Annotated in this window: 12 protein-coding genes and 1 pseudogene; 8 read left to right on the top strand and 5 right to left on the bottom strand. The window is 63.8% G+C overall.

Annotation, left to right across the window (positions count from 1 at the left end):
• Positions 1-17 precede the first annotated feature (17 nt).
• Complete coding sequence (locus NKJ20_RS17255) at positions 18-2009, bottom strand: PhoX family protein (protein ID WP_352702101.1); 1992 nt, start codon at positions 2007-2009, stop codon at positions 18-20.
• A 200-nt stretch (positions 2010-2209) separates the two neighbouring features.
• Here NKJ20_RS17255 and NKJ20_RS17250 point away from each other — a divergent pair, with 200 nt between their 5' ends.
• The 3 genes and pseudogenes from NKJ20_RS17250 to NKJ20_RS17240 all read left to right on the top strand — a co-directional run.
• A complete protein-coding gene (locus NKJ20_RS17250) occupies positions 2210-2548 on the top strand; it encodes a hypothetical protein (RefSeq protein ID WP_023679017.1) in 339 nt (112 codons plus the stop codon).
• A 14-nt stretch (positions 2549-2562) separates the two neighbouring features.
• Positions 2563-3264, top strand: a complete 702-nt coding sequence (locus NKJ20_RS17245; protein ID WP_352745599.1) for a phosphatase PAP2 family protein — start codon at positions 2563-2565, stop codon at positions 3262-3264.
• A gap of 259 nt (positions 3265-3523) precedes the next feature.
• Positions 3524-3748: pseudogene (locus NKJ20_RS17240) on the top strand (sodium-independent anion transporter); the annotation flags it as partial.
• Between the two features lie 36 nt (positions 3749-3784).
• Here NKJ20_RS17240 and NKJ20_RS17235 read toward each other — a convergent pair.
• Entirely contained in the window at positions 3785-4645 is an 861-nt protein-coding gene (locus tag NKJ20_RS17235) for an SMP-30/gluconolactonase/LRE family protein (protein WP_352745596.1), read from the bottom strand.
• A 115-nt stretch (positions 4646-4760) separates the two neighbouring features.
• Between NKJ20_RS17235 and NKJ20_RS17230 the strand changes: the two genes are divergently transcribed.
• The gene (locus NKJ20_RS17230; protein WP_352745594.1) at positions 4761-5564 is read left to right on the top strand and encodes a helix-turn-helix domain-containing protein; all 804 of its coding nucleotides are present in this window, start codon (positions 4761-4763) and stop codon (positions 5562-5564) included.
• A gap of 98 nt (positions 5565-5662) precedes the next feature.
• Here NKJ20_RS17230 and NKJ20_RS17225 read toward each other — a convergent pair whose 3' ends face one another.
• From NKJ20_RS17225 to NKJ20_RS17215, 3 genes are read right to left on the bottom strand one after another with little or no spacing between them, the layout of a single operon-like run.
• Entirely contained in the window at positions 5663-6460 is a 798-nt protein-coding gene (locus NKJ20_RS17225) for a C40 family peptidase (RefSeq protein ID WP_352745591.1), read from the bottom strand.
• A gap of 41 nt (positions 6461-6501) precedes the next feature.
• Positions 6502-7443 carry a CHAD domain-containing protein gene (locus NKJ20_RS17220; protein ID WP_352745588.1) on the bottom strand — a complete coding sequence of 314 codons (942 nt, stop codon included), beginning with the start codon at positions 7441-7443 and terminating at the stop codon, positions 6502-6504.
• A complete protein-coding gene (locus NKJ20_RS17215) occupies positions 7440-7913 on the bottom strand; it encodes a CYTH domain-containing protein (RefSeq protein WP_023679010.1) in 474 nt (157 codons plus the stop codon). Before NKJ20_RS17215 ends, NKJ20_RS17220 begins: the two co-directional genes overlap by 4 nt.
• An 88-nt stretch (positions 7914-8001) precedes the next feature.
• Here NKJ20_RS17215 and NKJ20_RS17210 point away from each other — a divergent pair, with 88 nt between their 5' ends.
• From NKJ20_RS17210 to NKJ20_RS17195, 4 genes are read left to right on the top strand one after another with little or no spacing between them, the layout of a single operon-like run.
• A complete protein-coding gene (locus NKJ20_RS17210) occupies positions 8002-8718 on the top strand; it encodes a CerR family C-terminal domain-containing protein (protein WP_352451915.1) in 717 nt (238 codons plus the stop codon).
• Positions 8715-9668 carry an HlyD family secretion protein gene (locus tag NKJ20_RS17205; protein WP_352702107.1) on the top strand — a complete coding sequence of 318 codons (954 nt, stop codon included), beginning with the start codon at positions 8715-8717 and terminating at the stop codon, positions 9666-9668. The genes NKJ20_RS17210 and NKJ20_RS17205 overlap by 4 nt, the downstream gene beginning before the upstream one ends.
• Entirely contained in the window at positions 9665-10585 is a 921-nt protein-coding gene (locus NKJ20_RS17200) for an ABC transporter ATP-binding protein (RefSeq protein ID WP_352745585.1), read from the top strand. The genes NKJ20_RS17205 and NKJ20_RS17200 overlap by 4 nt, the downstream gene beginning before the upstream one ends.
• Positions 10586-10593: 8 nt before the next feature.
• Complete coding sequence (locus NKJ20_RS17195) at positions 10594-11730, top strand: ABC transporter permease (RefSeq protein ID WP_352702278.1); 1137 nt, start codon at positions 10594-10596, stop codon at positions 11728-11730.
• Positions 11731-11755 lie beyond the last annotated feature (25 nt).

Genomic DNA, 11755 nt, shown 5'->3' with positions numbered 1-11755 from the left:
CAAGATCTTGCTGCGTGTCAGACCGCGATCTTGCCGCCGCCTTGCCTGGTGATGGCAACGACCGCCGGGCGCACCGGCATGTCCGGCTTGAAGTCGGGCCAGCGCGTCGACAAATCCTCATAATAGGACGGACGGCCGAAAGCCTCCCAGTCCTCGCCGCCGTCGCCCGGATGCTGGACGGCAACGAAGGCGGTCTGGTCGTCCGGCGCAAACAGGGGACCGCACATTTCGGCGCCGATCGGCACGCGGAAGAACAGCTTTGATGTCGCCCGTGCCGTCCCTTCCGTATCGACAGCCCACAGACCGTCGGTGCGGCCGGTGGCTTTCGGGCCCTGGCCGTCGGTGGCGACCCAGAGGCGGCCGGCCGAATCTACCGTGCAATTGTCCGGCATGCCGAACCAGCCATTGGCGGTGGTTGCGGTCGAGAAGGTGGCGCCGACGTCGGCCACAGCGGGATCGCCGCATTTCAGCAGGATTTCCCACCTACCCTTTGTCGCGGTGAAATCACCGCCGTCCTCGACGATCTCGATGATGTGGCCAAAGGCGTTCTCGGCACGCGGGTTGGCGGCGTCGACCTGGTCGGCCTTGCGCTTCGAATTGTTGGTCAGCATGACGTAGACCTTGCCGTTGGTGGCATTGGGCTGGATGTCTTCCGGGCGGTCCATCTTGGTGGCGCCGAGCAGGTCGGCGGCGCGGCGCGTCTCGATCAGCACGTCGGCCTGGCTGTCGAAGCCGTTCTCCGCCGTCAGCGGCCCCTGGCCGAAGACGATCGGCAGCCACTCGACCGAACCGTCGTCGGCAAACTTGGCGACATGCAAGGTGCCGTCGTCGAGCAAATCCATGTTGGCGGCGCGGTCGTCCGGATCGAACTTGCCTGTGGTGACGAACTTATAGACATAATCGAAGCGCTCGTCGTCGCCGAGATAGAAGACGACACGGCCATCCTTGGCGACGATCGATTCGGCGCCCTCATGCTTGAAGCGCCCCATCGCGGTGCGCTTCCTCGGCGCCGAAGTCGGATCCTGGACGTCGACCTCGACGATCCAGCCGAAGCGGTTCGGCTCGTTCGGCTCCTTGCCGATATCGAAACGGTCGTAATGCGCTGCCCATTCATAGGCACCTTCGGGAATGCCGAGGCGCTTGTAATTGGCGGCTTCCTTATGCCCCTGCGGCAGCTCGCCCGAGAAATAGCCGTGGATGTTCTCCTCGGCCATGACATAGGTGCCCCATGGCGTGACGCCGCCGGCGCAATTGTTGATGGTGCCGATGACTTTCGTGCCGGTCGGATCGGCGCTGGTCTTGACGCGGTCGTGGCCGGCGACCGGGCCGGAGAGCGCGATCTCGGTGTTGGAGGTGATGCGGCGGTTGAGCTTGCCGTCGCGAACGACCTGCCATTTGCCTGATACCTTGCGTATCTCGACGATAGTGCCGCCATGCGCCGTCATCTCGACGTCGACTTGTTCCTTGCTGAGGGGCGCCTGCTTGGCCTTGCCGTCGATGATGGTGACGAGGCCCGGAAACATCAGGTGCGGATTGGTGTATTCGTGGTTGACCACCAGCAGGCCGTGCTCGGCCGAGCCGTCGATCGGGATATAGCCGACATAGTCGTTGTTGTAGCCGAATTGTCTGGCCTGGGCTTCCGCCGACTGTTTTGTCGGATCGAATTCCGGCGAATCGGCGAACAGCGGATCGCCCCAGCGCAGCAGTACATCGGCGTCATAGCCGGGTGCGACGTGATGCTTGTCGTCGATGCCGGCCTCGAGCTCGTCAAAAGCGAAGGCGGAGCCTTCGGCGGCGCGGGCATTGTCGGCGGTGATCAGCGCCAGCGGGCTGACGGTAGCGGCTATGGCCGAGACGGCAAGCGAACCCTTGAGGAAGCCGCGGCGTGAGAACCGCGCGGCGATGATCTCACCCATGGTGCGGTTGTCGGTGGGATTGGCTCCTGGCCCATCGTTTTCCTCGAGCAGGCTGGTGCGGAAATGGGCGTCAGGGGTGCGATGTTCGGTCATAGGGCCTGCCTCTGGCTGGATGGATTGCTGGAGCGTGTTGCCTGGCCAATCCGGTATTACCGGCAGGTCACAGTTTGATGACATGCCGGCTAATTGCCACCTGCGATTTCGTATCCAACATCGGCCCCGCTTGACCGCGACCGGCGCTTCGGAAACAAGAGCTGCGGCAGGCGGTAGGGACCGCATCGGGAGGAACAAAAGTGAGTTTCTGGGGACTTGGGCAGCTCTGCGTTTCGACGGTGATCTTCCTGCTGGCGGCGATGGCCGCAAAACAGTGGGGGCTGGCGCCGAGCCTCGGCAAGATTGTGCTGACGTTGGCGCTCTATTCGCTGGGCAATCTGATCATGCTGAGGCTGATCCGTGAATTCGGCATGTCGGTGTCGTTCAGCCTGTCGGCGGTGATCCAGCTGGTGTCGGTGAATGTGGTGGCGCTGGTCTTCTTCGGCGAGCGCGTCAATGCCTTGCAGGCAACCGGCATCGTGCTTGCCATCGCAGCTGTGGCGCTGATCACGCTCGGGCCCTATCTGCAAAGGCTGTAACTGCGATCGGGCCGATGAAGAAGATTGCAAGCAGACTGCCCAACTGGCTGGAGTTCCCGGTTCTGCTGGCCGGGCTGGTCATTGCCGGCGGGCTGTGGGGGTTCGAGGAGCTGATGGAGCTGGCGCGGGCGACCACGCCGCATGCCTTCGACACCGAAATCCTGCTTGCCTTCCGCAAGGCCGGCCAGCCCGACAATCCGATCGGACCGGCGTGGCTGGAAGGGGCGATGCGCGACATCACCAGCCTCGGCAGCGCCAGCGTACTGCTGCTGATCACGGCAGCAATGATCGTCTATCTGCTTCTTATCCGCAGGCCAGGCGCGGCGCTTCTCATGTTCGTCGCGGTAGCGGGCGGCCAGCTCCTGTCAAGCGTGCTGAAATTCGACATCGACCGGCCGCGCCCTGATCTGGTCTCGCATCTCGCCGATGTGGCATCGCTTTCGTTTCCGAGCGGCCACGCCATGCTGTCGGCGGTGACATATTTGACGCTGGGCAGCATGGCGGCGCGGTTTTTGCCCGGGCGGACAACGAAGATCTATGTACTCGGGCTGGCGGTGCTGACGACGGTGGTGGTCGGCATCAGCCGCATCTATCTCGGCGTCCACTGGCCGTCCGACGTATTGGCCGGCTGGTGCGCCGGCTTTGCCTGGGCGATGCTGTGCTGGCTTGCGGCACGGTTCCTGCAGCGATGGCTTGGGCGGGCCGACGGCACCTGACTCAAATCAGCCTGTTGACCAGGCCATGACCGCAGCCTGCCAGCAGGAAAACCATCGACAGCAAGGCTGTCGAGGTCGCCAGCGCTTTGAATATCTTCACCCGCTCATCCTTTTGAAGTCGTGCCTGTGAAATCGGGATCGCAGTGGATGTCCCGGCAAACGATGCCGAGGTTTGTAGCATCACAGTGCATCGGCTGGCAAAGAGTGCTGCATGTTTGGAGGCAGACCATCAATCCTTGGTGCAGGAAGACGTCGCCGACCGCGCCAGCGCAGGAACTTCATCCTCGACTGTTCGGCGATGCCGTTCTTCGATTCAACGGCGGCCAATGTCATCGAGGGTGCGGCCCACAAGGCGAGCCGCGCCGGCGTTCGCTTCATTATATCAGGCGCTTCGCCGCAGATACGCCGCATGCTGATCAACCACGGCGTCAAGCGGCCGCTGGTGACTTATGCCGCCTCGATCACGGATCGCGGGCGCAGCTGAAGAAAGCCGCGCCCGCCGCCTGAGCCGATGGCTGGCTTAGTCGAGGCCCAATGCCGCGATCTCGCCGTCGTTCATCAGCGGCACGAAGATTGTCGACTTGCCGTCGGTGCCGATGTCCGCGCTGCCCGGCTTGAACGTCGCAACCGCTTGCGGCGTGCCGCCGGCTTTGTAGCGGTAGAGCGTGCCGGTCATATACGCGGTGGCGTAGATGCTGCCGCCGATGGCAACGACGCCATCGAGGTTGGCAAATTTTTCCGCGCCGGGCAGTGGCGAAACGGCCTTGGTGGCAAGATCGACCGAGAGCAGGCCGCCCGGCTCCGCGGTGCTGAAGTCGGGCTTGATGCCCTTGCCCCAGGAAGCGACGATCAGCCGGCCGCCATCGGCGAAGATGCCATTCGGCGAAGCAAGCGCCGCATCCCTGACGAACAGTTCGGGCCGGTCGCCGTCGATGCGATAGATCGTATCGGCAAGCATATCCGTGACATAGATCTTGCCGGACGCGTCGGCGGTCACGTCGTTGAGGAAGACCGCGTTCGGCACGTCGATCGTCGATGTTAGCTTGCCGCTTGCGAGATCGACGACGCGCACATGGGTGAGGTCGGCGACGTAGAGTTTGCCGCCGTCAATCGCCATGCCCTTGGGCGCGTCCATGCCGTCGGTCCAGTGTTGCGTGACTAGCTTGCCGTCCATCGACAGGATCGACAGATAGCCGTTGCCGTCGGCTTCGCCGGGATTGCCGACGATGTTCGAGACAACAACGCGCTGGCCGGCGGCGTCGAACAGCGCCGACTCAGGCTGCTCGAGGCCGCCGGTGCGCCAGAGTTCAGCGGCCTGAACTGCCGGCGCGGCTGCGATGCCGACCAGGGCGAGAAGTATCGAGGTGAAGAGGCTCTTCATGGCTAGTCTCCTGTAATGGACTGGCGGAGAGCTAGGCCTTTCGATACTTTTCGGGAAGAGCTATCAGGACTAGTACCGAAGGCTGATACCAAATCGTGCAAAAGAGGTGCATCCCATGAACGGCCTGATCTTCGAAGCGCAGAAGCGGACGCTTAAGACAAAGGGCATCACCTATCGCGTCCTTGCCGAGCGGATGGGTGTTTCCGAGCCGACGGTGAAGCGCATCTTCCACGAGCGCAACTGCAAGCTCGACCGGCTGATGGAGATCTGCACTGCCGCCGGCGTAGAGTTGGAGAACGTGCTCGGCTCTATGAACAGAGGACCAGGACCCGCCAACCAGATCGCGCCGGAGATCGAGCGCAAGCTCGCCGGGCGGCCGGCACTGCTGTTCGTCTTTGTCATGCTTTCCGAGAAATTCACGCCCGAAGGCATCATGCGCTCACAAGGGCTGAGCGAGGCTTCGATGTTCCTCTATCTGCGCGAGCTCGAGGAACTCGGCCTGGTCGCGCTCGGTCGCGGCCTGTCGGCAAGGCTGCTGATCGAGGCGCCGATCCAGTGGAATTTCGAGGGGCCATTGCGGCCGCTGTTCGAGACGACCAACAAGAATTTCATCGGCTGGGCCATCACCCATCTTGAGCGCGAGTCGACGTTCGTCAGCTTCTCCAGGCGGATGCGGCCGGAAACGGCGGAAATGGTCAGGCGCGAGGCGGAGGAATTGGCGGAGCGCGCCAAATTGCTTGCTCATCACGACCAGCACACGACGCCTGAAGACCGACTGGTCGGCTACAAATGGACGTTTGCGTTCGGCGCAACGCCGTTCCCGGTGATCATGCCGATCGGGCCGCATCCGCGCGACGCAGGCGCACGGACCGACGATCGAGTTGCGGCTGCCGCAAACGGACGACGTCTGCCGGCCTAGGTCAAAATGCAGAACGACCGAGTCCGGGCTGTTGGCGGCAGCCAGTCTGACTGAGCTTCTTACCCCTGAGTATCGGCCGCAAACACAAGATCGAGCGGCTATTCGGCGGTCTTGTTCGCCACCTTGTCATCCCAGACCATCTGCCGGTAGTCGAAGCCGTATTCCAGCGTCGGCTTGACAATACGGAAATAGGGCGACAGGTCGAAATCGCGCGGCGTGTAGAGCGAGTGATGGCGGATGTGCAGGATTTCCCTGCGCGAATAGCTCGACTGGGCCGAGGCACGGCCAGGCGCCCGGGTAATCTCCGGCAGGATCGGGTAGCGGATCAGGCCATACGCCTCGGCGATCAGCGACGAGCAGATGGCGCGCGTCGGGTCGCCGGAACCGAAAGCCAGCATGCGGCGGCGCCAGCGCACCGGCACCGGCGGCGTCGGCAAGAAGTAGCGCAGCATGTCGAATATGTTCTTGAGATCGTATCTGAAACCGAGCCTGCCGATCATGAACGCGACGACCGCTTCGCGGTCATCCGGAGCCAGGCCACTCGCACGGCAGATGCGGGTGTTGTAGCTGCGATAGCGCGACAGCGGCACGGCGATGCAGCCATCGCCGAGCGTGACCTCGATCAGGCGCCGCCGCTCCGATCCGTCCTCCGGCTCCGGCAATGCATCGCCGATATAGAAGGCGGCATGCGACCAGGTCGACTGGGTGAGGTATTTGATCGCCGCCGAGATCTTCTGGTTGCCTTCGATGAGCAGGATGTCGCCGGGCTCGAGCGTGCGGCGCAACGTTTCGGCGTCCGACGGCGTGTAAGGCTCGTAGCCGGACGATTCCTCCTGCAGCCGGCCGGCAAGCCAGCGGCCAAGTCGGTCCAGAAGCGTGTCGCCGGGCTCGGTCATGCCAGACGGCGATTACCACAGGGCGGCAAGTTAGACCATGATCAGCCCACGCCAGGCGTACCGGCGTCTTCGTGCGCAACTGTGAGATCTTCGCGCGCCTTACGGGCGAGCTTCCTCGTCGAGCGCTTCGGGCTGTCGCCGAAAAGCTCGACCGCCTCGGCGAGGCAGGTCTTTTTCAGGCTCTTTTCCGAACGCTTCAGCAGCTTGGCAAGCAACCGCGTCTCTTCAGCAGGACCGAGCGGCTGGTCCTCGGCATCTAGAAGCGCGCGCATGACGAACACATCGTGCAGCTCGCCAAGCCGCTCGCCCAACTCGTCGACGGCCTTGCGCCGCGTCTTGATCGGCGTCGGCCACAGCCTGCCGAGCAGCGACAGGTGCATGCCATGCGTCTTGGCCGCCTTGCGCAGATCGTGAAAGTCATCGGCTTCGCCGCGCGAAGCCGCCTTGTCCAGCGCTTTCCTGGCGCGGCGCAAAGTGGTGCGCGCGCCTTCGGCGAGCACGTCGGCAGCCTGCTCCGGCTGGTCGGGCAGAGCGAGCTTGTCGATCCGGGCGACACCTTCCTCGCAAACCGAAATCGCCGCGCCTATCGCAGCATCGAGGCCTGCTCCGCCATGCAGTTCATGCTGGCGCGCGACGAGCCTGTCACGCACGGCATCGAGGCCATCGCCGGCACTTTGCTCGGAAAAGCTTGCCGCCAGCCGGTCGATTGTTTCCACCAGTGCGGTCGCCTCGCGCGGGCCGGCAAGCAGGGCCGCCACCTGGCGGTAGCACTGATTCTCCGTCACGCAGAATGTTTCGTCTCCGGAACGGACAAGGCGCAGCAAGGCGCGGACGTTCTTCAGCCGTTTGCGGCATTTGTGCAGCCCCTGTTCGGGCCTGTCACGCGCGGCGTCCAGATGGACAAGCGCCTTGCCGATCTCCTCGGCGAGGATGCGCCTGACCTCTCCGGTCAGCGACATGCGCGGATCGATACGAAAGCTCATGCGACGATCTCCGGAATCCCCCCAAGGGCGAGCGACGCGTTGTAAAATCTTGGCTCGCCGGTGACTTCACGGCCGAGCCAATGTGGCAGCATTTCGTCCTGTACATCATCCGGCGTCTCGAGCTCGGCGATCACCAACCCCGCAAGCGTCCCGCCGAAGACATCGACTTCGTAGCGATAGCCGCGGTGTCTAACATGGTGGCGTGTCTTCTCGATGACATGTCCGATGGCAAAGGCCTGCATCTCCTGCGCCTCCGCCAAAGGTACCGGATATTCGAATTCATCGCGCTCGCGTGCCTGGCTGCCGAACTTGAGCGTCAGCTTGGCGGCCGCATCGTTGCTGATGCGCACACGCACCGTGCGGCTGGGTTCGGCGACTAGATAGAATTGACGGATATGAATGTCCGCCTCGACCATTGCCCGCCATTCCTCACCTGAGACCAGGAACTTACGCTCGATTTCCTTGCCCATGGCCAGGCACTAAAGCGCGCACGGCCAGAGTTGGCAAGCCGCTTGACCGCACTTGACTTTAATCATTCGATTGATTAAATTGTTGACCATGATCAAATCGCCCAGCGCCAGCGGCCTTCCTCATGAGGCGCCCAAGACCGCCGCGGATGTGACGCGGACGGCACTCGTGCGCGCGGCGCTGAAGCTGTTCGGACGCCAGGGTTTCGACGGCACGTCAACGCGCCAGATCGCGGCCGAGGCCAAGGCCAATATCGGCTCGATCGCCTATCATTTCGGCGGCAAGGAAGGGCTCCGCAACGCGGCGGCCGACTACATCGTCGACACCATCCAGATCGTTGCCGGCCAAGCGATCGGCAATCTGCAAGCGCCGGCCGCGGCATTGGCGGACACCGAGGCCGCGCGGGCGCATTTGGCCGTCGCACTGGAGCGGATGGTCGCCTTCATCGCGGCAAGGCCGGAAGCCGGCGAGATTGTACAGTTCGTCCTGCGTGAGCTGTCGCATCCAACCGCCGCGCTCGACCGTATCTATGATGGCGTGTTCGAACCGGCGCATCACCGACTCTGCCTGATCTGGGAACAGGCGACGGGCGAGCCGGCCGAGAGCGAGCGCACAAAACTCACTGTGTTCACGCTGATTGGCCAGGTCGTCTATTTCCGCATCGGCCGCGAGGCGGTTATGCGCCGGATGGGCTGGCGCGAGATCGGCAATGACGAGGCCGGAAAGATCGCGGCGGTGGTGACGGATAATCTCAGCGCGATTTTGGCTCGGCGCGATTTGGCTGCCCGAAAGGATCGTGGATCATGAGCCTGCTCTGTTCTTTGCCGCTTGCCGCCCAGCTTTTCAGCGCCTGCGCGCCGGCAGCACCGCTCGCCGTCGGCTACGTCGAGGGCGATTATGTCCTGCTGGCGCCGATCGAGGTGGCGCAGGTCGAGACGATTGCGGTCAAGCGCGGCGACCGCGTCGCGCCCGGCACGCCGGTGGTGACGCTGGAAAACGCCGACGCCAAGATCGCCATCGCACAAGCCGAGGCGGCCCTTGCGCAGGCCCAGGCGCAACTTGCCGACCTGCAGGTCGGCAAGCGGCCGGAAGAGATTGCGGTGCTCAAGGCGCAGGTGGACATGGCCAAGGCGCAAGCCGCCGACGCCAAACGCCGTTACATCCGCGCCAGCGATCTGTTCAAACGCGGCACCGGCACACAGGCCGACTACGACACGGCTTCCGCGACGCTGGAGACGGCCAACGCGCAGGTCGGCCAGGCGGAGGCCAATCTCGCCGTCGGTGGCCTGCCGGCACGGCCGGAGACGATCAAGGCCGCCGACAATCAGGTCAGGCAGGCGCAGTCGGCGCTGGAGCAAGCGCAATGGCGGCTGTCGAAGCGCGTGCTGACGGCGCCCTCGCCCGGCCGGGTCAACGATGTCATCCGCTATCCCGGCGACACGGCCGGGCCGACCGCGCCGGTCATCTCCATACTGCCGGATGGCGCGGTGAAGCTCAGCGTCTATGTGCCGGAAAGCGCGTTCTCCTCGGTCGATGTCGGCACGCTGCTCAACGTCCATTGCGACGGTTGCGGATCGGGCGTGAAGGCTCGCGTCAGCTACGTGTCGCCGGATCCGGAATTCACGCCGCCGGTGATCTACTCGCTCGAGACCCGGCAAAAGCTGGTCTATCTGGTCGAAGCGCGGCCGGAGGGCGACGCCAGCGCATTGCAGCCCGGGCAGATCGTCGACGTCGATCTGGCGGACATCGGAAAATGAACGTCATCGACGTGCACGGCCTGGTCAAGCGCTTCGGCGACAAGACCGTCGTCGACCATGTGACTATGGCTGTGGCCGAGGGCGAGATCGTCGGCTTCCTCGGGCCGAACGGCTCGGGCAAGACGACGACCATCCGCATCATGTGCGGCTTGCTGACGCCGGATGAGGGCGAAGGCACGGTTCTGGGCTTCGACATCCGCACCGACAGCCTGCGGATCAAACGCGAAGTCGGCTACATGACGCAGAGATTCTCGTTCTACGAAGATCTGACGATCGGCGAGAATCTCGAATTCGTGGCACGGCTGTACCGGCTGAAGCCGCTCGACGAGCACGTGGCTAAGACGCTTGAGGAGCTCGGCCTGACATCGCGCAGGAACCAGTTGGCCGGTACCCTGTCCGGCGGCTGGAAGCAGCGGCTGGCGCTGGCCGCCTGCATCATGCACAAGCCGAAACTGCTGCTGCTCGATGAACCGACGGCGGGCGTCGACCCGAAGGCCAGACGCGAATTCTGGGACGAGATCCACCGGCTGGCGAGCGGCGGCCTGACCGTGCTGGTCTCCACCCACTACATGGACGAAGCCGAGCGCTGCCACCGCATCAGCTACATCTCCTACGGCAAGATGCTGGCCACCGGCACGGTCGAGGACGTGGTGAGGAATGCCGGGTTGACCACCTTCGTCCTGCAAGGGCCGCGGCTCGATCAGATCGCTGCCGCACTTCATGGCCGCCCCGGCGTCGACCAGGTGGCGCCGTTCGGCGCGACGCTGCATGTCGTCGGCTCCGACAGTACGGCACTTCAGGCAGCGCTCGCCGATGTCGAGAAAGAGCACGAGGGCGTTACGGTGACGCCCGGCGAGACCAGCCTGGAGGATGTGTTCATCCAGTTCATGTCCGGTTCGAAGGACAACATGGGATGAAAAATGGGATAAACAGCATCTTTTCGTTCGCCAGGCTAGGCGCGCTGCTGATCAAGGAGTTCATCCAGATGCGGCGCGACCGCATCACCTTCGCCATGATGCTCGGCGTGCCGTTGATGCAGCTGGTGCTGTTCGGCTATGCCATCAACAACGATCCGAAGAGCCTGCCGGCAGCGCTGGTGGCGATGAGCAGCGATCCTTACACACGAGCCATGGTTTCGGCACTGCAGACCACCGGCTACTACCGCTTCGACCATGTCGCGCAAAGTGCCGTCGAAGCCGAATTCCTGATGGCGCGCGGCGATGTTGCCTTCGTCGTCACCATTCCCGCCGATTTTGCCCGGCGGGTCGAGCGCGGCGACAGCCCGCAGATCCTGATCGAGGCGGATGCGACCGACCCGGCCGTCGCCAGCGGCGCCATCTCGACGCTCGGCACCGTCGCCAACCAGGCGCTGCTCAGGGCACGCGGCATGCAGGAAACGGCGGCCGAGGCTGCCCGGGGCCAGCTCCAGGTGGTGGTGCACCGGCGCTACAATCCGGAAGCCGTCTCGCAATACAACATCGTGCCCGGCCTGCTCGGCGTCATCCTGCAGATGACGATGGTGATGATGACCTCGATCGCTCTGACACGCGAGACCGAGCGCGGCACGATGGAGAACCTTCTGGCGATGCCGTCAAGCCCGCTCGAGATCATGCTGGGCAAGGTGCTGCCCTATCTGGCGGTCGGCGCCGTGCAGGTGCTGGTGGTGCTGGCGGCCTCGAAGCTTCTGTTTGCCATCCCCTTCACCGGGTCGATGTCGCTGCTGTTGACGGCGGTCCTTATCTTCGTCTTGGCGCTGGTGCTGCTCGGCTACACGATCTCGACGATCGCCCGCACGCAAATGCAGGCCCTGCAGCTCACTTTCTTCTTCTTCTTGCCGTCGATCATGCTGTCCGGCTTCATGTTCCCCTATCGCGGCATGCCGGACTGGGCGCAGGTCTTTGGCGAGGTGCTGCCGCTGACCCACTTCCTGCGCATCATCCGCGCGGTGATGCTGAAGGGCGCCGAACTGCCGGCGGTGGCAACGGAAATCGGCTGGCTGGTGGTGTTCGTGGCGCTGTTCGCCGGTATTGCGCTGGTGCGGTTCCGCCGGACGCTGGATTAGGGTCGAACTCGATCCGCTTGTGCAA

Origin of the sequence: Mesorhizobium sp. M0185, from assembly GCF_040322175.1 — a bacterium.
In the GTDB taxonomy this organism is placed as follows: domain Bacteria; phylum Pseudomonadota; class Alphaproteobacteria; order Rhizobiales; family Rhizobiaceae; genus Mesorhizobium.
This window is presented reverse-complemented; position numbering and strand designations above follow the sequence as displayed.